We start from the raw sequence: 24169 nt of genomic DNA, 5'->3' as shown, positions 1-24169 counted from the left end.
TACAAACAGATGAAGAAAATTTACTCTGGTGCATGTATTCTATGCACAGTTCTAGGGCTATCTGCCCAGGAAGTATTATGGCAAAGAGATATCAAAACCTCTACACAGGATTTTCTAAGCCAGGTGACCACAACAATAGATCAACAATATCTTATAACAGGAAGCTCCATTCATCCTTCGACAAGCTCAGGAACCTCAAACGGGAAACAAAACAATGGCTACGATTTCCATTTAGTCAAGCTTAACCAACAAGGCGAAGAGGTCTGGGAAAAATATTTCTCCGGAAATAACCACGACTATCTTTCTGCTTCCATCGCTACTCAGGAAGGAGGCTTTCTTTTGGCCGGGACTTCTTATTCAGGGAAAGGACTTGATAAAAAAGACGATTCCAAAGGCGGATCCGATATTTGGCTGATTAGGCTTAATGAATTCGGAGATGAACTCTGGCAGAAAACATTAGGATCAGCATCCGATGAAGAAGCACGATCAGTCATTCAAACAACAGACTTAGGATTCTTTGTAGCTGGAAATGTCACCCTTCAGGCTCAAGGGCCTACTAAAGGTTACGGATCCAAAGATGTTTTGGTTGTAAAACTTGATAAGAATGGAAAAGAACTGTCTCAGTTTATTTTAGGCGGGAAAGGTTTGGATGAAGTTGAAAAAATAATTCCTACCAAAGATGGAGGTGCCTTGCTAGGGATCTATTCCAGAAGCACGACAGGCGGCTCAAAGAAAACAGAAAACTTTGGAGAAGGAGATTTTTGGGTGATCAAGCTAGATAAAACCGGAAAAACAGAATGGGAAAAGAATTTTGGAGGAAAAGGAGATGACCATCTGAGAACTCTGGCCTTAACATCCTCAGGCTATTTAATTGGTGGCGAATCCAGATCCGAAAGATCAGGAAATAAAACGGCAGGCATAGAAGAGGGAACTGATTTATGGTTGATTTCTTTAAACGAAAGAGGTGAAGAGATCTGGCAGAAATCCTACAATTTCGGAAACAGGGATGTTCTGATGGGAACAAGCGTGCTTCAGGCGGCAGATGATAAGTCTTCCAAAGGAATCCTTCTAGGTGGTTACACACAAGCAGAAGGTCGTATAGAAACAAATGATGAAACTTTCTGGATGCTGTATTTGGATCAGAATGGCAATGAACAATGGAGAAAACATGTAAAAGGAGAATCCAGAAAACGAGAAGAGAGACTTTCTGATATAAAATTAAACAGGGATGGTTCCATTATACTGGCAGGAACCAGCGCAGAAGAACTAGGAAAAGAAAACTGGAAGATTGTAAAGTTAGGAGATAAACAGCTGGATCAATTAATAGAAAAACAGGATATTAAGATTTATCCTAATCCAGTATCAGACTATGCTTATGTGGAAATAGGCTTTGAATTTAAAGAAGCGGATATTTTGTTGTACGATATGGGAGGAAGGCAGCTTCAGAGTTTGAAAACCAAGAATAAAGTGACTAAGATTAATACTCAAAACTTAATTCAGGGAGCTTATTTGGTGACGATAAAAACGGATACAAATAAAACGGCTAGTGCAAAAATTATAAGAAAATAAATACAGATGAAAAAACTTAAAAGATTAATATTTCTAATTTCAATTTCACCAGCTGTAACAGCTTTTGGCCAAACAAATAATCCTTTAATACAGAATGCTGTAAATAGTATAGCCGTTCAATCACCAAATGCAGCTGCTTTATTCAGATATTCAGAAACACCTGTTTCGCTGTACACAGGAGTTCCTGACATATCAATACCTATTTACACTATAAAAGAAGGTGATATTGAAGTACCTATCTCAATATCTTATCATGCAGGAGGAATAAAGGTAAATGATGAGGCATCTTCAATTGGTTTAGGGTGGTCTTTAAATGCAGGTGGAAGAGTTTCACAGATTATGACTGGAGGTAATGATTTTGGTTACCGTGGGTATTATTATAACAGTAATGTAAATTTAGGACAAATGGCTTCCGCTTCAGAAGGCTGTTTTAATGATCCGAATCTCAATGTAACAAGTCAAGTCAGCTCATTTTATACACAAGATATAGGAATGTATGATAGTGGTGGTAAAACATATTATATGACAGATTTACAGCCTGATCTATTTTTAATTAATCTTCCAGGCAAAACTTATAAGGCGTACTTAGATAGAGCGAAAACTGTCCAGACCGATTATCCAAAATTCCTCATATTGGGGCAAGAAAATATTAATTTTAAATTGATTCCAAGTTCAGGATATGTTCCTAATCAAAATGGAAATAATTTCAATGTAATTAATGAGATTGGTACAACTTATTTTTTTGATGGGGCACAAGAAGTAAGTACACCTCTAACAGGGACTTATATAACGGGTGCATCCAAATATTTAACTAAAATTAAGGATGTATCAGGTAAAGAAGTTAAATTTTCTTATTTGCCAATGTCGCATTCTGATAGGTTGTCAGGTTGCAAAAACACCAGAATAGATAATACCATGTATTATACTAATGGATATACTCCCAAAGGAGGTATTACTAAGTGTAATAAACAGACAATAGATGAAGGTTATATTGAAAAAATTGAATTTAGTAATGGCAAAATTGAATTCGTCTGGTCTGGCAGAGAAGATGTTAATAATTCAAAAAAATTATCTTCAGTTAAAATCTATAATAATTATAAACTAATAAAGCAATTTGACTTTAGCTATGATTATTTGATTGCAACTGATAATTTGGATACAAGCTCAATTGCCTCATGGCTGGGAGCTCCCAATAATAAAATATTTACACATAGACTAAAGCTTCAAAATGTAACCGAATCCATAGCTAATCAAAAATATTCATTTGAATATAACTCTACTAATCTTCCAAATAAATTAAGTTTTTCGCTCGATTTTTGGGGATACTTTAATGGACAGAATAATAGCGATACCTATATTCCTGATCCAAAAAAATATTTAAAGGGATATACATTTAATAACATTACTTCTTTTGATAATGATGCTTTAGGATATTCATATACTGATGGGGGCCTAACAGCTGGACAGGTTCAAAATGATATTATGACGATTAACTGGGCTACTAATAGCAAACATTATTTAGCAGACAGAAGAACCTCATTACAGTCTTTAGCAGGGATGCTGACTAGTATAACTTATCCTACAGGTGGTAAAACAGAATTTGAATATGAGCCTAATACTTTTTCCAATTACCCTTTACAGTCTTTAATAGATAATGCAAATCCTGCTATTGAAAATAATTATAGTTCAGGTGGAGGAGTGAGAATTAAAAGTATCAAGACAAAAGAAAATCCAGGAGCTGCTCCTATGATTAAGAATTACATTTATGATGAACTCACTAATAATGGAACAAAAATAACTTCAAATGGTATTTTAGCTGAACTTCCTAAGTACTATGAAATAGAAAATCGATGTTTTAAAATCTTTGACATTGGTTCGACCTGGCCTGTTGAGCCAAATCCTGATTGCGGTATGGCTTGGGCCCCAGGAGCAATGAAACCTTTTAAAATATCCATTTATGAAGGAATTCCGTCTCAAGGAATGTCAACTCTACCTCAAGGTACTGCGGTGGGCTATTCCAAAGTAACAGAACAAATGACGGGAAAAGGAAAAACTGAAAGCTATTTTTACAATACTTTTCAAAAATCATGCATAAACATGACTTCTAAAGGAGGGTTACAGTTTTTAGAAAATGGGAATTTAGTTAAGAGCCTTAGTTATGATAGCAATAATCAGTTAATTAATGAGAAAATATATAATTATAAGAGTAATTTTAATGATAACTTAAACACATATTTTCTAGAAGGCAGAATTCTTGATTTCAGTGGACTGTACATGGATGGAGTTGGAACTTCTCCAGCTAACATTCATGCAGGACTCATTCATAACTACACATTAAGCTTGTATAAATCTTTATTAGAATCAACCACTACTAAAGAATATTTTCCAGCAGGGTCAGGTAATTATATAGAAACAAAAACTTTAACTACGTATAATAACAAATACCAACCAAGTATACAAAAAACTACATATCCAGACACTTCATTTACTGAAACTAATTTTAATTATGCTCTGGAAAAAAGTAATCAGCTTTTGATTAGTAAAAATATGGTAGGAATTCCATTAGAAACTATTGTAACACAGACTAATAATGGAGTAAGTAAAACATTGTCAAAAACAGAAACGGTTTATCCTACTTCATTACCTGATTCACAAATTGGGAATTTTATACTGCCAAAATCTATAAAATCATATGATCTTTCAAACAGCTCTACTGCGTTTACAGAAGTAACATTGGATAAATATGATACAAAAGGAAATCTTATTCAATATAGGGCAAAAGATGGAACGCCTGTATCCGTTATCTGGGGATATAATTCTACACTACCAATAACAAGAATTGAAGGTGCTACGTACGATAACATCGCAATGTATGTTAATGATATAATTTCAATATCCAATAATGATGCATTAAATCCTGTAAATGAACAGACCTTAATAACAGCAGAAGATAATTTAAGAAAAAATGCCAATTTGGCTAATTATCAAATTACAACTTATACTTATGACCCTTTAATTGGCGTGACAAGCATTACACCCTCTTCAGGAATTAGAGAATATTATAAATATGATATGACTAATAGATTGGAAAAAATTGTTGATATCAACAATAAGATATTAAAAGAGTTCAAGTATAGATATGCAACAATTGCATCTACGAATTATCCAAACGAAGAAAAAAGTGAGACATTCACAAGAACAAATTGTACAGGAAATGGAATTGGAGGGACATATACTTATATTGTTCCAGCAGGCACTTATACTGATGTAAGCATATTAGCAGCTAATCAAAAAGCATTAGACGATATTAATATTAACGGTCAAAACATGGCTAATCAAAATGGGCCCTGTTTTTTTCCTGTTTCATGTAGCTTTACATTTTCCTCGGTTATAGGCAGCCCGCAGTTTAGTAATAATTCTACTACAACAGTAAACGGAACTGTTTATTTTAAAGTTTATTTCTCAGGTTATGGTATTTGGCAGAATTGGGCAAATGGTGTGAATATAGGTAAGGTGGGATCAGAATGTGTACCATCTGTAAATCGAACAATAACATATAATGAGAGCAGTTTTAATCGTAAATGGAGCATTTTTATTGACACAACAGGAAATTGTACTGCAACACTGATCTCAGGAACTGTAGATGCTTCCTCTACTAATCCTTTAAATTTCTTATTTGAATATCAAAAATAAATACATTCATGAAAAAAATAATATTCATTACAAATATACCTATATCAGCAGGAGTTGTAAATCCTGTGGCAGTTCCACTATTGGGCAATAATCAGTTACAAGAACAATTCCCGATCATTAAATCCGGTATCAACTAAGATTATGCATAAAAAAATATACATAAGCATAGGATTAATACTGGGTATTTATCACTATGGTCAGGTGGTCCTGAATTCTCCTCCTGCACCTAATACAGAAAAAGTAGATCCTCAAAGTATACGTATGCTTCCGGGATTCAGCTTCAATTCAGCTAGTGGGACATTTCGGGCCTATATCGGGGGATCTTCTTCCAATAATCCGGGGAATACCTATACGCCTATCACCGTTGACTATTCCACTAATATTTCAAATACTGAAAATTATGTCTATACCAGACAGTATTTAGTGCCTACCGAAGTTTCAAACGGATCTTTGCAGCAGATACAGAGCGTACAGTTCTTTGATGGACTTGGAAGACCTAAACAGTCAGTGAGCATTAAATCTACTCCTACGGGAAAAGATCTGGTGACCCATATTCCTTATGATGGATTTGGAAGACAGGTAGACAGCTGGCTTCCTGTTCCTATGTCCTCGCAAAATGGAAATATTCAGACTGGAGTAGAAGGAAGTGCCAATGTGTATTATCAGGCAAACGGTATTAATGATTCCTTTCCATTCAGTCATAAAAATTTAGAAAACTCTCCGCTCGACAGGCTTCTGAGCCAGAAAAATCCAGGTGCCGACTGGCAGAACAAACCTGTTGTTTTCGGGTATGATACTAATGTAGCCGGAGAAGTGAAAAAGTATACAACCGTTACGAACTGGATCGAGGGGGCTACCGCTTCTGAATTAAATGTGCCAGGAACTTATGGGGAAGCACAATTGTATAAAAATACTGTTACGGATGAAGACAATAATAAAACCATAGAATTCAAAAATGGAAAGGGACAGACTTTGTTGGTCAGAAAAGTTATAAGTGCTTCAGAAAATGCAGATACCTATTATGTATATAATGAATATGACCAGCTGGCGTTTGTGATTCCACCATTGGCTTCTGCTTCCGCATCAATATCAGCTTCCGCTTTGGAACATCTATGTTATCAGTATAAATATGATGGCAGAAACAGGCTTGTAGAAAAGAAGATTCCGGGGAAAGGCCTGGAACAGATGGTTTACAACAAAAAAGACCAGATTATTCTATACCGGGATATTGTTCTGAAAAATGGAATACCTAATTTTACAGCAATCAACTCATGGGCTTTTACCAAGTATGATCAATTTGGAAGAGTGGTTTATACCGGAATTTCAAGAGACGGAACTTCCAGGCAGAATATCCAGAATTATGTAGATAATCAGGCTGCAAATGTTTCTTACGAAGCCCGTGGCGGTAGTTTTGCCTTGAATGGAATCAATACGGAATACGGAAATGTTTCTTATCCTACAAGTATCGACAAGATTCTTACCGTCAGTTATTATGATACCTATCCTCAGGGGGTACCGGCAGTTCCCGGGACAGTTTTAGGTCAGGAAGTTCTGCCTCAGACTGCCCAGAGTTCCGGAGTGAGTACCAAAAGCTTACCTACAGCATCCTATGTAAGAAATATTGAAAATGAAAGCTGGACAAAGTCATATACCTACTATGATAAAAAAGGACGGGTAGTATCCACTCATTCTGTGAATCATCTCGGAGGGTATACCAAAACTGAAAGTTTTCTCAAGTTTTCAGGGGTTCCGGAATATACGCTTACCGAGCATAAAAGGGCAGCGGACGGAACGAAAATAAACATCAAAGAAACTTTTGAATACGATCATCAGGAAAGACTGGTAAGACAATGGCATGAAGTGAATGGAGGAGCTAAAGAGCTTCTTGCTGAAAATCTGTATAATGATCTCGGCCAAATACAGACCAAAAATGTAGGAAATACCACAGGAAGCCCGTTGCAGAGTATTAAATATGCATACAATATCAGAGGATGGCTCACAAAACTTAATGAACCTTCCGATCTGCAGAATAAGCTCTTTGCTTATGAGCTGAGGTATAACAAACCTAACAGCCAGTTTTCCGGCTCTGCCAGGTACAATGGAAACATCTCACAGATGTCATGGATTACCCAAAACGATGCTGTACTGAGAAACTATTCCTATGAATATGACGCCATTAACCGTCTTAAAGAAGGACGCTTCTGGGATGCCATGAATTTAGACAGAGGTGAGTATCATGAGCAGCTTACTTATGACCTGAACGGAAATATTAAATCCCTGCTCAGAAGAGGGAGACAGCTTCCCGGCTATACTGCTCCTGAAGTGATGGACAACCTTGAATACCACTATGAAAATGGTGAGCAGAGTAATAAGTTAGCTTATCTTAAAGAGGTGGGAACGGGTAATGCTTTAAGCGGTTATCCCCTTGCATCAGGAAGTACCGGAAGTACAATCAGCTATGACCTGAATGGAAATATGACGGTTCAGCAGGATAAAGGTATTTCTTCCATTCAATATAATTATTTAAATTTACCGGGAAAGGTTACCCAGAATTCCAAAGTAACGGATTACACGTATAGGGCAGATGGAGTAAAAGTAAAAAAAATCTTCGGTACAGGAACTACAGATTATCTAGACGGTTTCCAGTATGAAAACGGCACATTGAAATTTTTCCCTACCGCAGAAGGTTATTTTAATTTTGAAACCGGGAAGTATGTGTATAATTATACTGACCATTTAGGAAATACAAGGTTAAGCTATTTTAAAAATGGCTCAGGAGCAGAGATCATTGAGGAAAGTAATTATTATCCGTTTGGCTTGAAGCATGAGGGATATAATGTTTTGTCGGGAAATCCTGCGTATAAGTACAAGTACAATGGTAAGGAACTTCAGGAGACGGGTATGTATGATTATGGGGCAAGGTTTTATATGCCAGAGATTGGAAGATGGGGCGTACATGATCCTCTATCTGAAACGACTTTCCAGCCGTATAGCTATGGAGATAATAATCCTATTTTTTATAATGATCCGACAGGTATGATTGCACAACAACCTGAAGCACACGCTACAATATATAAGAACAAAAGAACAGGAGAAGAAGTGAATATCAACGATGGAGTAAATGAAACTGTTTTAGTTAATGGACATGATTTTGCAAAAGCAAAGACTTATGCTAAATACTATAATTCTAATAATAGTATTTTTGGTGGGGGTAATGATTATGAAGTAAATCAAGGGTACATAGATTTTTATTATAATACTAGATATGGCAACGGTTTTAGCTTTGTATCTTTATTTGATTCTGGCCCAGATAAAAGAAAGATGCCTACAAGTGATGAAGATACTATGATATTGCTTGAAATGCCAGATATAGGTAAAGGACCGTTAAAAAGTAGTTTGAGGGCAGTAGGAAAAGCTGCTGGAAAAGCACTTGCCAAAAAAGATGCTAAAAAAACTTCAGGCTGGGTAATCAGAAAAGTTTTTGATTCTTTAGATCCTAATATACAAAAAAAAGTTAAAAATGCAATTAGTAACGGAATAGTTGCTCCTGAAGGGCAACAAGGTATAATAAGGTTATCAGCAACAGAAGCTGCTACAACAGGTTATAAATATAAGCTAAAAATATTAGGAAAAGGAGGCGATTATAGAATTTATGGTAATCCAAATGCAAATGGACACATTGTTTTTGATAAAGTAATGGGTCATTAATACATTAAACTTATGAAAATATTAAATAGAAATATAGAAAAGTTATTTGTGATCTCCTCAGAGTATATAAATAATGTTTTAAAAGATGAAGATGTTTTAAATGATTTAAAAGAATCTTGTCAAGAAGGAGATTTAAAACTAATAAACAAAAGTATTGTTTATGTTCTATACGAGAAAAACGAGCTGTATATTAATAGTTTTAAAATTGAAATAGATATAGAATGTAAAGAAAAAAAAATAGGTTTTTATATTCTATATTTAGATGAAGATGAAAATTTTATTGATGAATTCTTTGTTATAAAATGAGATTACTGTTGGTATGAGTGTCCTCGCTCGTGCTGCCGAATAAAATAAACTACTGTGAAAAAACAGTGGTTTATCGTTAATAACAAGAAACGTTATATACAATAGGTAGAGTAAAAAGTTAAAAAAGATCTTCGGTACAGGAATTACAGATTATCTAGACGGGTTCCAGTATAAAAACGACACACTTAAATTTTTCCCTACCACAGAAGATTATTTTAATTTTGAAACCGGAAAGTATGTTTATAAATATACCAATCATCTTGGAAATACGAGACTGAGCTATTTTAAAAATGGCTCAGGAGCAGAGATCATTGAGGAAAGTAATTATTATCTGTTTGGCTTGAAGCATGAAGGATATAATGTTTTGTCAGGAAATCCTGCGTATAAGTACAAGTACAATGGAAAGGAGCTACAGGAGACGGGTATGTATGATTATGGCTGGAGAAACTACATGCCGGACTTGGGAAGATGGGGTGTGATAGACCCGAGAAGTCAGTATACTCATGAGGCTTACAGTTACGTTTGGAATAATCCAATAAACCTTTGGGATCCTACTGGAATGGAGGGAGAATTAGCAACGTGTCCAACGTGTCCAAACACACCGGAATTTCAATCGTATATTAATGATCCGAACAATGTATATGTTTATGAATCTGAAACGAACACTGCTATAAAAGAAATACAAATCCAAGAAGTTACTTTTACTGGAAAAGCTAAAAGCAGTGATTCTGGTCCTGGTAGTTTGGCTATGACAGCTTTATTAGTTTCGCAGGCTGATTCTCCAGTACCAGGTCCTGCTGATGTTGTTGCAGCAGGAATGTTAATAGGCGCTGGGGTTTGGTGGACATATAATCAGTTTACACCTCCAAGTACAGGATATACTACCATTGCAGATCCCGGTGCAGGTTACAGAAGTATGAATACCGAAGATAGTGCAGAAGAAGATAAAGATGTAAATGGAACTGATGTTCCTCAAGAGCAAAGGGGTGATGGTAATGGTAAACCTACTAGATCAGAAAGAGCACAACAGAAAAAAACAAAAAATGGAAACAATGGTGCTGGTGAGTATAATCAAGAGGCAGAACACAAAAGAGGTGCTAGGGGATCTACAAAACAAACTCATGAAAATGGACAAGCTAGAAAAGCTAGAGATAAAGGAGGAGAAAAGGGTGATCGAAATAGAAAACGATATAAATAAATTATGGAGCAATATTTTTTAGAAAATAGAAAACTGGGTATTAATGGCATCTGTTTTAAAGACGAAAAAGCTTTAACGGGTATAATTTTTAATCCTGTTGATTATGTAATAGATGGCATGAAATTTATCAATTCAGGAAAGATTAAAAATGTAGTTGTTGAGACAGATGAATTTAAGGAAAAAATCATGACGAAGAAGTTCCAAAAATATTTTGATGATGTAAATAAAAAAATACTTAAAACTACCGAAATTCAAGATTTTCAAAGCTTGTTCACTCTTATTAATTCTATGGATATATTATGTGAACTATCTTTAAGTCAAGAGGATGTTGTATATGTTGGAAAAGTTATAAATGTATATGATGATTCTATTGATATCGATTTTTTCAATACTGAATGTAAGCTTATTGACAATGCTTTTGTTGAGTTTGAAGATATAACAACTGTATCCATTTTTTCTGATTATTTAGATACACTATCTGAAGTAATGAAAGATGATGCTAATAAATAATAGTTTTGACTAGTCCTGAAATAACGATACAAATTAAAGGACAAAAATAAATAATTAAACCAGAGTAAATTTATTTTTGCTTTGGTTTTTTTATTTTATAAGTTTTCATTTTTAATTTTGATTGTTTATGCATTTGATTGGTGTTAAATAATGATTTGAAAAATGCGGTCTGAATTCATTATAAACACTAATAGACTGATCCACAATTTTTCTTCTCATTGAGGTATCAATATTATATTTAGTCAGTGTAGCAATATTTTTATTAAAGAAGCCATTAAATTTTTTTGAGGTTTTTTCAATAAATAATTCAAAACAGACTATAGAAAAATTCAGCCTGGAAAATAACAATGCATTTTTTGATATCAATTCCGGAATTTGGAAGTAGCTATAGTAATTTATATCTAGTTCTGGGGAAATACTTGGGTTTTACTGCAATTATAGCAGCTTTCTTTGGTATATTTGTTAGACAATCACCACACAAAATCTTATTGCCATGAAAAAGTTCCTTTTAATCATTCTCGGAATCCTTGTTATTTTGGTTGCTGTATTGCTCATCAAAATGTATACGTATCCTTTTAAAAAAGCCGAAGCAGGAACTTCTGAAGGATGGAAGCCTGTGAAGAATGATTCTGCTATAATGAGGCTGTCAGGCGGTATCAAAATCCCTACGGTTTCCACCGGAAGCCTTGGTGAGTTCAATTATGCGCCGTTTGATCAGTTTAAAGAATACCTGAAAACATCTTATCCGTTCGTTTACCAGAATACAGAAAACAATGAGATTAATACCCATGCTTTGGTTTTCAGGCTTAAAGGAAGCGATCCTTCACTGGAACCTATACTTTTTCTTTCTCATATAGACGTGGTTCCTCCCGGTGATGCCGACGTGAAAAATAAAGAACAGAATATTTTCAGACCTGATGACAAGCCTCTGCCTCCGGTTGCTAAAGTAGCGGAAGACTGGGATTTTGAACCCTTTTCAGGAACTGTGGCTAATGGCAGGATTTACGGAAGAGGAGCCATCGATATGAAAGGCATGCTCTTTTCCCTCATGGAATCTATGAATACCATGATTAAAAGTAAAAAAGTTCCTAAACGCGATATCTATCTGGCTTTCGGTTTTGATGAAGAAGTGGGCGGACAAAAAGGAGCTGTACAGATCGCTGAATATTTTAAGAAAAAAGGACTTCAGTTTGATACAGTGTATGACGAAGGAGGTCTCATTATGCAGAAAGGCAATGTAGCAGGCGTAAATGCCGACGTAGCTGCTGTTGGATGTGCAGAGAAAGGTTTCTTTTCTGCAAAGATAAAAGTCAAAGGGCTTGGAGGGCACTCCTCAATGCCTCCCATGGAAAGCGCAATAGGAAAAGCTGCTGTGATCATGCAGCGGCTTGAAGATGACCAGATGAAACCTTCTGTAACACCGCTCATCAAAGAATTCTTTAGTAATATTGGCGGTGCGATGCCCTTTACTTCCAGGCTGGCCCTTTCCAACCAGTGGCTACTAAAGCCCCTTCTTTTATCCCAGCTTACCAAAAATAATACAACCAATGCTCTGGTACGTACCACAACCGCTTTAACGATGATGAAAGGGAGCGACGGCACCAACGTACTTTCTCCCGAAGTGGAATTTGTGGTCAATTTCAGGCTTCTTCCCGGAAATACGGTGAAAGATGTCCGTGAGCATATGGCAAAAGCGACAGAAGGCTTTGATGTTGAAGTAGAAGACATTGACAATACAAGAGAAGCTTCTGCCGTTTCTCCTTCCAATACAAAAGGATTTAAAATAATAGAAGCAGGAGTCAGAGAGATCTATCCGGGGGCCATTGTGACTCCATATCTTACTATGGCCGGTACCGATGCTTATAAATACCAGATTGTAAGCAAAAATATTTACAGATTCATGCCGATCAGGATCAACAGCTCAGAACAGCAGAGCATTCACAGCACCAATGAATACATCAGTATTGAAAACTACCTGAAAATGATCCATTACTTTGAATATATGATGATGAATTATGACAAATAGTGTTTGGAAATCGGAGTTCAGTAGGAGTTAGAGAGTCGGAGAGTTTGAGGGTTTTAGAGTTTTAATGTAGGTTTCGGATGGCCGGATTCATGTCTGAGAGTATCTATATATTGTTGACTCAAATAATATACAGCTTCACAAAATCTATTGCTGAAGTCTGACATCAGATTCTTTATCTTACCTTAATAAATATTTACAAAAAAAATAACACGTCAAGTTTTGTCGCATTACAGCAATAGCTTTGTCATATCAAAATTACAGAGCTATGGAATTGCCGTTTTACTTAACATTTAAAGAATTTGAAAGCCATTATTACGACACCCTTGAAAAATGGTTTGAAGAATATCATAATGCCAGCGAGATCGATTTTTTAAAGGCCCTGGCAGATCTTTACAGCCCTTATTTATACTACAGTTTTGCAGATGACAGACTTCTGGCCGATGCATCTATGGAGATCAAAGACTGTTTTTTTCCTTATCATGAAAAGATTGGAATCTCTTTCTGTACCAACTGTGAAAATGAAAAACATCCCAAAGCTGCCAAAGGAATGAACCATATATTTGAGTGGAAAACCATTACCATGATGGAATACGCGCAGCATATTCTGGATAAAATCAACAGACACCTGTCAAAAAATGGCAGCTCTGTGGACAGAAATAAAACGGTCTTGGACTATATCAATGACTGTGAGATTATTACCTCAAGAGAAGGAGCAGGATATTGTGTGAACTATAACAGGCATCAGGCTGCAGTTCCCTTTTTGAAAGCCTATCTTCCTTATTACGGTCAGACTGTAAATATTGCAGTGTATCGGGATTTCATTTTTTCTGTCGTACAGATCGCAGAATATATAGACTGGAAACTGAAATCCGTACAGGCCTTTGAGCACACCGTTTATGCTAAACTAAAATCAGAGGCTAAATTCAAAGTGCAGATGAGTCATCAGTTCTTGACAATTTGTAATTAAATTTTACACCAAACATTCATATCTAATTATATTGACGGAAGACCTTCAGCGGTTTTCCAGATAAATCCCGGCAGAAATCCCGGGATTTTGTTTTTATTCCATTCGTTCCATTATTTAATAAGTAGTATTGAACAAAATAAAAAGTCTTAAACAATTAAGTTTAAGACCTTTATATTCTTGCAGAGAGGAAGGGATTCGAACCCTCGATACAGTTACCCGTATACTACCTTTCCAGGGTAGCTCCTTCAACCACTCGGACACCTCTCTATTTGAGATTGCAAAAATAAGGTAATTTCTGGAATCTGCAAATTATATTTAAAATTACTCAGTAATTTCTCCACAAAGGCTCTTGGTGAAGTTGTCGGCAAAGCTTCCGGAATAATTCGGATTGTCTATCAGGTGCATCGCTTTACTGATAGCACTTTCTGCCGTCATATCTTTCCCACTGATGGCTCCGATCCTTGAGAAAATATTACTGTTCTCATACTTTCCGAATGAAATACCTCCTGAAATACACTGGCTTACCACAACGATTTCTGTTCCGTTATTTCTGATTTCCTCAAGCGTTTCCTGTGTTTTTTCACTGCTGAAAATAGTTCCCGAACCGAAAACCTGGAGAATTAAAACCTTCATTTTAGGGATTTCTTTAAAGTGGCTCAGATGCATGCCCGGAAAAATTCTCCAGAACAGAATATCCTCAGAAATATGTTCATCCACATGGAATTCTATCTCAGGATCACACCGGTAAAGATTATCCTTGATGATATTTAAATGAACGCCGGATTGTCCTAGTAGTGGGTAATTTGGACTCGCATAGGCGTCAAAATACTCCGCAGAATATTTCAGGGTTCTGTTTCCCCTTAATAATTTATATTCAAAATAAACCGCAACCTCCTGAATAACCGCTTCATCGTTTTCATAAAGACTGGCATAATAAAGGCTTGTCAGAAGGTTCTCTTTCGCATCCGTTCTCAGATCACCAATCGGAAGCTGTGAACCCGTCATAATTACAGGCTTTCTCAGTCCTTTCAGCATAAAACTTAAAGCAGAAGCTGTATAAGACATCGTATCTGTTCCGTGAAGAATCAAAAAGCCGTCGTACAGTTCATAATTTTTGAGAATGTAGTTAGCAATAACCTTCCATTCCTCAGGTCCCATATCCGAAGAGTCCAGCGGCTTTGCGAAAGGATGTACAAACACTTCACATTCCATTAATTTCATCTCGGGCATTTTTTCGAAAATATTTCCAAAATCAAATGCGCGGAGGCTTCCGGTTTCATAATCTTTTTCCATACCGATGGTTCCTCCGGTATAGATGAGCAGGACTTTTCGTTTCATGAATTACTTTTTTCTAAGAAATTGAGCCTCGTTCAGGTTCATAGCCCAAAATTACGTTAATTTGCAAAGATTTGAAAATGAATGAAAGATTTAGCGCAAACTTTTGAATACTTAAAACAGTTTTTAACAGAGGAAAGACTCTCAAAAATAGAACACTTCTCCAAAGAAAGTTCCGATTTTGTTCTTCCTGTGATGGATGATGTCTACCAGTTCAGAAATGCAGCAGCCATTATAAGATCCGTAGAAGCCTGTGCTTTCCATAAGGTGGCAGCGATGGAAGAGGAAAATGTTTTCGATCCCAACCTTACGGTGACAAAAGGTGCTGAAACCTGGGTAGAAGTAGAGAAAATGCCAAAAAATATAGCTTCACTGCAGAATATCAAAGACAGAGGATATAAGATTCTGGCCGTATCCCTTGAAAAAAATGCGGTGATGCTTCCTGACTATCAGATTACAGAACCTATTGCTCTGGTATTCGGAACCGAGATGGAAGGAGTTTCGGAAGAAGTTATAGATTTTGCGGATGAAACACTGGCCATTCCGATGTACGGACTGACAAGAAGCTATAATGTTTCCGTAGCCGCAGGCATCTGTATGTATGAACTGAAGCAGAAACTTATTAAATCAGATATTGATTATAAGCTAAGCGAAGAAAAACGGATGAGAATGAAAATCCGGTGGGCTGTAAACTCTATGCGAAGCGGCCAGCAGATTTTCGAGAAATATCTTAGAGATCATCATCTGAAAATATAGGCTGATGTGGACAATTCATGATGCAGCTATGTTCACGTCCTTTTTTCTAACTTCTAACTTCTAGCTTCTAATTTCTAACCTTTCATCATATTAAAATAATTCCACGCCGCCACAAATACGCCGGCCGTTTCTGTTCTCAGCCTTTGATTTCCAAGTGAAACTGCTTTTACATTACTGCCGGACAGGAATTGAATTTCCCTTTCTGAAAAATCCCCTTCAGGGCCAATCAAAAAAGTGACCTGTTCAAGAGAAGGGATGTTTTTAAGTTCAATTCTTTCAAGATTTTCGTGGCAGTGTGCTACAAAAGTGTGTTCCGGATCAATGGTTTTTAAGAAATCTGTAAGCTTCACCGCATCATTAATGACAGGGAAATGAAACCTTAGACTTTGCTTGGAGGCGGCTACAGCCTGCTTTCTGATCTTATCAATATTGATATTTTTACGTTCAGTTTTCTCTGTAATAATAATACTGATTTCTGAGATACCCATTTCCACAGCTTTTTCCACAAAAAACTCAATCCTGTCGATATTTTTCGTCGGAGCAATGGCAATATGAAGTCGGGGACTAAAATCCGGAGTATTTGTTTTAATTTCAGAAACTTCCAGACCGGCTTTTTTTCCTTCAATAATTAATTTTCCGGAAGCAATATTTCCCTTTCCGTCTGTTACGTGAATTTTTTCACCATCTTTCATACGAAGAACTTTCACAATATGCTGCTGTTCTTCCTCATTAATTATTGCTCTTCCGTTATTGATTTCACCAAAAAAAAGTTTCATATATTGATATTAAAATGCACCTGAATTTATTTATAAGTGATAATTAAAAGGTAATTTCATTCTCGCTTAAAAATGCTACACCGGTTTTTATCGTGGTATAAATATCACCTTCACAATCTCTATATGAACATGCGTAAATTTCTTCAACCCACTTATTATTCATAAAAATTAAATTCAGATATTCGTTTTTTCTTAAATTATTTTTGATGGATAAGTAATCTCCTTCTTTGGGTTCATAAGTAAAACTAAATACATTTTCTGAATTGATTTTCTCTACGATCTCTTCCTTTATATTTTGAACATATCCAATTTCTGAACTTATCATTAAATAATCTTCGTCTTCAGATTTTTCTGTCACTTCATTTTTTCCTATAACGGTTTCTAAAACCCAATAATATTTTGAGTTCTTTTTAGAATGCGTTCCCAGTATTTTTTCTTCTAATAGTATTTTCATAAATCATATTTTGCAGTTGCGGAAGTTCTCAGATCCGTAAATTCACCTCTTTCAAACTTCAATTGAGCAACCATGGCAATCATCGCAGCATTATCAGTCGTGTATTCAAATTTTGGAATGTAAATATTCCAGCCTAATTTTTCATGATTGTCCTCCATTACTTTTCTCAAAGCAGAATTGGCAGAAACTCCACCGGCGATGGCTACTTCTTTTATATTTAATTCTTTGGCAGCTTTTTCAAGCTTAGTCATCAGAATTTCAATAATTGTTCTTTGAACAGAGGCACACAGATCATTCAGATTTTCTTTAATAAAATCCGGATTTTTTTTCACCTCTTTCTGAATAAAATAAAGAACGGAAGTTTTGATCCCGCTGAAAGAATAATCATAATTTTCCATTCTAGGTTTGTTGAATGTAAAAGCATCAGGATTTCCTTCTTTGGCCAGTCGGTCTATGATAGGTCCGGCAGGGTAATCAAGATCAAAAATCTTTCCAATCTTATCAAAAGCCTCGCCTGCAGCGTCATCTATTGTTTTCCCGATAATTTCCATATCAAAATAATCCTTCACCAATACAATCATCGTATGCCCTCCGCTTACCGTAAGACACAGGAAAGGGAATTGAGGCGGCATAGGATTTGCATCCTCAATGAAATGGGCTAAAATGTGTGCCTGGAGATGATTTACTTCAATTAATGGAACATTTAAGCTCATTGCCAAAGACTTAGCAAATGATGTTCCTACAAGAAGTGATCCTAAAAGTCCGGGACCGCGTGTAAATCCTATAGCTGAAATAGCATTTTGTTGTATATTTGCTTTAGTAAGAGATTTTTCAACAACGGGGATTATATTTTGCTGATGCGCTCGCGATGCCAGTTCAGGAACCACACCGCCATATTCTTTGTGGATGGCCTGATTCGCAGCAATGTTGGACAGAATACAGTTTCCCTTGATGATAGCTGCTGAGGTGTCGTCGCAGGACGATTCAATACCTAAAATTATAGAGTCGCTCATAATAATGGCAAAGTTAGAGAATAATAACGAGAATGAGAATAAAAAATCAGTAGCTGAGAACCTAAGTGATCAGGTACAGAAGACTGTTGAAGACGTAGAAGGCGCTGTAAAGGAGACCGTTAAGGAAGCTTCTGAGCTGGCGTCTGATGCTATTCATCATCCTGTGGAGACCGCTGAGGAATTTGGGAAACAGGCGGTGAAAGATGTCACCAGCTATTCCTGGTGGGCAAAGCTCCTCCTGATTCTTTTTTGGTTGGGAGTTATTCTTGTTGGAGGTATACTTATTGCCATTAATCTTCCGGTAACCAAACGATGGGCGGCCAATCAGGCACTTCAGATTGTAAACAAAGACTTTAAGGCGGGAATGTCTACAGAAAGTGTAGAAGTAGATTATTTTGGAGACGTCACCATAAAAGGATTAAAAATAAAAGACTACAAAGGTCTGGAATTCATTAAAGCAAGAGAGTTCCGTGCCAATTCAGATTGGATGGCTCTCGCTTACAATGCTATTTCAGGGAACAGCAATTCACTAAGCTTTAATTCCCTTACTCTTGTTAATGCGGATGTAAAGGTCATCACCTATAAAGGAGACAGTATTTCCAATTTTATCAGGTTTACACAGCTCTTCGACAGCGGAAAGAAAAGAGACCCGAAAAAGCCTCCATTCCAGTTGGATTCCCGTGTACAGATCATTGATTCAAAGGTTTCCATTGTGAGTCAAAACTCTCCGGGAGATCCTGGAAAATGGCTTACTGCCACAAAATTTAATTTAAAAGCACCTAATGTAAAGATCAACGGAGCCAATATTTCGGCACTGATCAATAATATGTCCTTCGTCACTAACAGATGGGGAAAATCTCATTTTGTAGATACATTTTCTACTGAACTTTCTTTAACGAATGAATTTCTGTCACTCAAAGATCTTACCCTGAATACGGATCATTCACTGCTTCAGGGGAATATCAAATTTAATCTTCATGACGGTTCATGGTCTGATTTTGCAGACCGTGTACGCTGGGATATGGAAATTCAGCAGGGAAGTCAGCTGAGCGGATATGATATCAGCTACTTTGTGACGAACTGGGATAATTTTAAACCATTCAACCTTGCCGGAAAAATGACCGGCCCACTGAATAAATTCCATCTGGAAAATTTCCTGATCAGAAATCCTGATGTTAATATCGCAACGAAAACCATGAAGGTTGACAGGCTGCTGGAAGGAAATTTTTCTATTGAAACAAACGACCTTTCTACCGATTTTACTTATAAAGATCTTAAAGCGATGATGCCTTCATTTATTTCTAAAAAGATGAAGAACTTTGCAGATGATTTTGGAAAACTGAAGTATAACGGAACGGCAAAGGTGAACCCGGAACAGGTATATGTTGCCAGTGGAAACCTGATGACCGGAATAGGACAGGCCAAAATCACTAAACTTTCGCTTACCGGATACAGCACAGCAATGCCCAAATATTCCGGATTTGTGGATGTAAAAGATCTTAATACCGCTGTCATCACCAAAAGTAAGGCTGTTGGTCTGATCTCCGGTAAATTTGATATTAACGGGCAGAGTTTTGATGTCAATACAATGCGCCTGACCACGAAATCACAGATTACCAGCATCGAAATTATGGATAAGCAGATCAGTAATCTGTATCTGGATGGGCTCTTAGACCACAAAAAATATAACGGACTCATCACGGTTAATGACGAGCAGGCCAAAGCAACGATTAAAGGACTTATTGATTTCAGTACTTCAAGGGTTGCGATGGATGTAAATGCGGATGTCACTTACCTGAATATGAATTATTTTACCAATAAATCGGGAAGCCAGATTGTGAGCGGACGGGTAGAAGGTAAAATGTCCATGTCTGATATCAATGATCTTACTTTGGATGTGGATGCCAATGATCTTCACTTTGCGACAGCCACACAAAAATATAGTATTCCTACAGCAAAACTAAAAACTTTTGTGGAGACCGGCGGACGTGTCATAGATGTTGATGCTCCCGGTGCTGCAAGCGGTAAAATATCAGGAAAATATAACCTTGCCGATCTCGCGGGTATGGTAGAGAATGGAATCGGAAGAATTCTGGTAGGCCCTCCGCCAAGAAAATTATACAGAGGTCAGAATTTTAAGATGAATTTTGATGTTCAGCAGGGTGTTGTGAATTATTTTCTGCCTGATCTGAAACTTCCGCAGGGTGCTATAGTAGAAGGAGAGTATAACGGGGATTCAAATGACCTGATACTAAATCTGGATGCCGCCTCTCTGAAATATATTATGACGAAGAAGGAAGAAATTTCGGATGCGGACAAAGCTTTGGCGGCAGCCAATCCTGAATATAAGATTAATGACAGAAATAATATTTCCAGAGACAGTGCGATGATCGACAGCGTTATGGTGAGGGTTAATACGGCAAACCTTGATGAACAGCTGTATGCAAGAATCAGCAAACTGGTATACAATAACAATATTATCAAGGATTTTGAACTTAAAGGTAAAAATGAAAACAATACAGCGCTTCATCTGGCTACTACCTTCAAGCATGGAAGTCCGGAAGATGAGCTGAATGAAAACCTTAAGGCTTATGCCATTAATGTAGATCAGTCTACGAATGCTGCCGGTGACTATGTTTTCAGATTTGAGCCTACAGAAGTTAAATTCAATGAGGTTACTTGGGCAATAGATACAAGCCCCGAGCTGGATCATTCCATTACATACAGAAAGGATGAGGGAGATTTCGATATCAGGAACCTGCGTATTTATTCAGATAAAAGTGCTCTGTTTATCAAAGAGGCCCAGTTCAAATCCGCTAAAGACTTTTATGTAGACGCGGATATTGAAGAATTTGCTGTTGAAAAGCTTCTTGAAATGCAGTCCGGAGGAAATCCTATGGGAATAAAAGGACTTGCGAACGGAAGCGTAAAGATCAAAATGGACAAAAGCACTCTTCAGCCACTCGTAGATCTTACCGTAGATGATATCGTTATGAACGGAAATCAGATGGGTGATCTTAGTATTTCTGCGACCAACGGTTTTTCTCTGAATGTTTATGACGTAGATGTAAAAGTGGCTTCGGCAGGGATTCTGGGGAATAATAACCTTCATCTGACAGGAACTGTAAATAATAACACCGCTTCTCCTACCATTGATCTGACGGCGGAAATGCGTGATTTTGACCTTGCCTTTACCCAGCAGTTTGTTCAGACTGTTTTCGGAAATATCAGAGGAAAAGCGACTGGTGATCTGAAGATCAACGGAAAATTAAGCGATCTCGATTATAGCGGAGATATTGCTTTAAAAGGTTTCGGCTTAAAGCTCCTGTTTACCGGAGTAGATTATTCATTTGATGATACTGTGATTCCGCTTTCCCGCGGGCTTGCCATTCTTAACAATATTGAAGTTCATGACGGGAGATCCAATTCTAAAGGAACAATTTCCGGTGCGATCCAGTTTGAAACAATTTCGTCAATGGGGGTCAATCTGGTAATGAGGGCTGATAATCTTCTTATGCTGAATACAACCCAGAAAGATTATGATCTGTTTTGGGGAAGAGTTTACGGCCAGGGAGATTTGTATGTAGACGGACCTGTCTCCGGACTGAGTATTTCAACTCCTAATATGAAGGCGCTGAACGGAAGTAATTTTACCTTTAATTCCAGTTCAACGTCCAATGTCGAAGAATTCAAAATGCTGAGGTTCCTGAAAGAAGGAAAAGACGGGCTTATCACACTGGAAGAAAAGAAGAAGACTGGAGCTAATATGCGTATCGATTTCAGCCTTGATGTGGATAAAGGAACTACAGTGAATGTTCTTGTAGGTGACGATGTAGGGAATATTACTGTAAAAGGAACTGCCGACAGGCTGAGGTTCCAGATGGGCAGACAGGGTGGAATTGCCATGAATGGTACATATAAAGTAGATAACGGAACATTTGTTTCCAAAGCTATTCTTAATAAGACATTCCAAATAGAAAAGAACAGCAGCATCAGATGGGACGGTGATGCAATGAAACCTGCACTGGATATTACAGCCAATTATGTAAGAATGGTTTCCAATGCAGGCGAATATTTAAGTATGGGGAAACTGCAGCCGATCAGTGTACTGCTTCAGGCCAATATTACCCAGTCTCTAATCAACCCGAAAATTGACCTGAATGTGACTGCCCTTGATGTTTCCAGCCAGGTAAAAGAGACATTGGCGGCCAAGATGAGTCAGGAAGGTGAAAAAGTACTCCAGTTTGGCTCTGTCCTGCTGCTGAGCACCTTTAATGTATCCAACAGTGGAGGAGTAGATTTTGATGTGGCAGGTGTAGCAGAGTCTTCCGGATACAATATGCTTCTGAAGCAGCTGGGATCAGTTCTTAACACAATGAGTAACGAATTCCAGATCGATTTGAATTATGTAAAAGGTGACCAGAATTCCAATACTGGTGACCGGGCCAATGCCGGGGTAAGTGTGGCTCTTTCGCCAAGGATAAATATTAAAACAGGACTGGGAATTCCGCTGACAAAAACGGAAGGTACACAAACCAATTATCTTTCTGGCGAGGGATCTATTGAATATGACATTTCTAAAAAAAATGACGGAAGTCTTGTTCTAAGAGGGTATTCAAAGCCTACCAATATTGGAATGGTAAGTACCAATGGTTCTGCAAATCAAGCCTATGGTGGGGGAGTAGTGTGGAGTAAAAGCTTTAATTCTCTCTTTAAAAAGAGGAAAAAAGATAAAAAACAGCCGGAAGCTAAAACGGAAATAAAAACAGATTCTACAAAATCAGCTAGTAAATAATCGTAATATTTTAATGATTTTTATCATCCGTGTTAATTATTGTTAATATTTAATATAATTTTTTTAGTTAAATTATTTTTTATAAATTTGCAACAAATACATAGATTTTTTAAGAAAATTGTAATTTAACTAATATGAACTATCAACTGGACGAAATAGACAAGAAAATTCTTGATTTCTTAGTCGAAAACACAAGAATGCCTTTTACTGAAATTGCAAAACAGATGGATGTTTCCGCTGGAACAATTCACGTAAGAGTGAAAAAAATGGAGGATGCAGGTATTATTTTGGGATCATCTCTTAATATCGATTATGGCAAGCTGGATTATCACTTTACAGCTTTCATTGGAATCCTTTTGACAAAATCAAACCGCACTCAAGAGGTATTGAAGGAACTTTCGGTACTTCCAAATGTAATCGAAGCTAGCGTTATTTCAGGAAAATATAACATTTTCTGTAAAGTAAGAGCTAAGAATACGGAGGATGCGAAGAGAATTATTTATCAGATAGACGATATCCAAGATGTAATGAGAACCGAAAGTATGATTTCTATGGAAGAGTACTTGAGCGACAAAAACAGATTGATCAACGCTATTTCTATATAATTCAAATTTTAAACGAATATTATATTAAAGAACTTATGAAAATATTCATAAGTTCTTTATTTTTGTACCTATGGAAGAATACAGTTACTTTGACGAGGATCCAAAGAAAGGATGGGGCTTTATTTTAGCATTTGCAGCATTGATGCTGTTCACCATTATGGGGTTGGGAATTGATATCGATGAATATCTTCAGCATGAATATCTTCAGATCCCGAGATGGTATTTTTTCGTTATCTTTTCCATTGACGTCCTGATGATGATCGGGCTTATCCTGATGTTCTTTTACAGAAAAATAGGGATCTTCATGTTCCCGGCATTGCTGGTACTGCATTTCTTTATGCATAATTATTACCTGTCCACATTCCTGTATACGGATGTCACCAATCTTTTCCTGTTTACAGGCTTCGGGATGCTGGCGATTATTCCTAAATGGAAATTCTTCCGCTAGAGGACTACTG

General features: G+C 36.9%; 16 protein-coding genes and 1 tRNA gene. 12 read left to right on the top strand and 5 right to left on the bottom strand.

All coding sequences use genetic code 11. The annotated features are described in order from the left end of the window. Positions 1-9: 9 nt before the first annotated feature. The 8 genes from J4Q03_RS19610 to J4Q03_RS19575 all read left to right on the top strand — a co-directional run bounded on the left by J4Q03_RS19610 (position 10) and on the right by J4Q03_RS19575 (position 13977). Positions 10-1569 carry a T9SS type A sorting domain-containing protein gene (locus tag J4Q03_RS19610; RefSeq protein WP_426049802.1) on the top strand — a complete coding sequence of 520 codons (1560 nt, stop codon included), beginning with the start codon at positions 10-12 and terminating at the stop codon, positions 1567-1569. Between the two features lie 6 nt (positions 1570-1575). Further along, positions 1576-5262 (top strand): DUF5977 domain-containing protein, encoded by a 3687-nt coding sequence (locus J4Q03_RS19605; protein ID WP_426049801.1) that lies wholly within the window; start codon positions 1576-1578, stop codon positions 5260-5262. Between the two features lie 141 nt (positions 5263-5403). After that, entirely contained in the window at positions 5404-8970 is a 3567-nt protein-coding gene (locus J4Q03_RS19600) for a DUF6443 domain-containing protein (protein WP_426049800.1), read from the top strand. A 12-nt stretch (positions 8971-8982) separates the two neighbouring features. After that, complete coding sequence (locus J4Q03_RS19595; RefSeq protein WP_426049799.1) at positions 8983-9276, top strand: hypothetical protein; 294 nt, start codon at positions 8983-8985, stop codon at positions 9274-9276. Between the two features lie 127 nt (positions 9277-9403). Beyond that, the gene (locus J4Q03_RS19590; protein ID WP_426049823.1) at positions 9404-10474 is read left to right on the top strand and encodes an RHS repeat-associated core domain-containing protein; all 1071 of its coding nucleotides are present in this window, start codon (positions 9404-9406) and stop codon (positions 10472-10474) included. 3 nt (positions 10475-10477) lie between these two features. Further along, positions 10478-10984 (top strand): hypothetical protein, encoded by a 507-nt coding sequence (locus J4Q03_RS19585; RefSeq protein WP_426049798.1) that lies wholly within the window; start codon positions 10478-10480, stop codon positions 10982-10984. A gap of 493 nt (positions 10985-11477) precedes the next feature. Further along, a complete protein-coding gene (locus tag J4Q03_RS19580; protein ID WP_426049797.1) occupies positions 11478-13010 on the top strand; it encodes a M20/M25/M40 family metallo-hydrolase in 1533 nt (510 codons plus the stop codon). Positions 13011-13275: 265 nt separating this feature from the next. Then, a complete protein-coding gene (locus J4Q03_RS19575; RefSeq protein ID WP_426049796.1) occupies positions 13276-13977 on the top strand; it encodes a hypothetical protein in 702 nt (233 codons plus the stop codon). Between the two features lie 180 nt (positions 13978-14157). On the opposite strand, the gene J4Q03_RS19570 is transcribed toward J4Q03_RS19575, so the two are convergent. Further along, a tRNA-Ser gene (locus J4Q03_RS19570) sits at positions 14158-14244 on the bottom strand. A gap of 54 nt (positions 14245-14298) precedes the next feature. Then, positions 14299-15315 carry an asparaginase gene (locus J4Q03_RS19565; RefSeq protein WP_426049795.1) on the bottom strand — a complete coding sequence of 339 codons (1017 nt, stop codon included), beginning with the start codon at positions 15313-15315 and terminating at the stop codon, positions 14299-14301. Between the two features lie 81 nt (positions 15316-15396). Between J4Q03_RS19565 and J4Q03_RS19560 the strand changes: the two genes are divergently transcribed. Continuing rightward, the gene (locus J4Q03_RS19560) at positions 15397-16068 is read left to right on the top strand and encodes a TrmH family RNA methyltransferase (protein ID WP_426049794.1); all 672 of its coding nucleotides are present in this window, start codon (positions 15397-15399) and stop codon (positions 16066-16068) included. 74 nt (positions 16069-16142) lie between these two features. On the opposite strand, the gene J4Q03_RS19555 is transcribed toward J4Q03_RS19560, so the two are convergent. The 3 genes from J4Q03_RS19555 to tsaD are packed head-to-tail and all read right to left on the bottom strand — an operon-like array spanning position 16143 to position 18311. Continuing rightward, positions 16143-16844 carry an RsmE family RNA methyltransferase gene (locus tag J4Q03_RS19555; RefSeq protein ID WP_426049793.1) on the bottom strand — a complete coding sequence of 234 codons (702 nt, stop codon included), beginning with the start codon at positions 16842-16844 and terminating at the stop codon, positions 16143-16145. Between the two features lie 43 nt (positions 16845-16887). Further along, positions 16888-17298 carry a hypothetical protein gene (locus J4Q03_RS19550; RefSeq protein WP_426049792.1) on the bottom strand — a complete coding sequence of 137 codons (411 nt, stop codon included), beginning with the start codon at positions 17296-17298 and terminating at the stop codon, positions 16888-16890. Continuing rightward, positions 17295-18311 carry a tRNA (adenosine(37)-N6)-threonylcarbamoyltransferase complex transferase subunit TsaD gene (gene tsaD / locus J4Q03_RS19545; RefSeq protein ID WP_426049791.1) on the bottom strand — a complete coding sequence of 339 codons (1017 nt, stop codon included), beginning with the start codon at positions 18309-18311 and terminating at the stop codon, positions 17295-17297. The genes J4Q03_RS19550 and tsaD overlap by 4 nt, the downstream gene beginning before the upstream one ends. 4 nt (positions 18312-18315) lie before the next feature. Between tsaD and J4Q03_RS19540 the strand changes: the two genes are divergently transcribed. The 3 genes from J4Q03_RS19540 to J4Q03_RS19530 all read left to right on the top strand — a co-directional run bounded on the left by J4Q03_RS19540 (position 18316) and on the right by J4Q03_RS19530 (position 24159). Beyond that, positions 18316-23106: a translocation/assembly module TamB gene (locus J4Q03_RS19540; RefSeq protein ID WP_426049790.1), complete on the top strand. Its 4791-nt coding sequence runs from the start codon at positions 18316-18318 to the stop codon at positions 23104-23106. Positions 23107-23240: 134 nt separating this feature from the next. Then, the gene (locus J4Q03_RS19535; protein ID WP_034703315.1) at positions 23241-23711 is read left to right on the top strand and encodes an Lrp/AsnC family transcriptional regulator; all 471 of its coding nucleotides are present in this window, start codon (positions 23241-23243) and stop codon (positions 23709-23711) included. Between the two features lie 70 nt (positions 23712-23781). Further along, complete coding sequence (locus tag J4Q03_RS19530) at positions 23782-24159, top strand: hypothetical protein (RefSeq protein ID WP_426049789.1); 378 nt, start codon at positions 23782-23784, stop codon at positions 24157-24159. Positions 24160-24169: the final 10 nt, after the last annotated feature.

It is taken from the genome of Chryseobacterium sp. NFX27 (assembly GCF_049887855.1).
Lineage (GTDB): Bacteria > Bacteroidota > Bacteroidia > Flavobacteriales > Weeksellaceae > Chryseobacterium.
This window is presented reverse-complemented; position numbering and strand designations above follow the sequence as displayed.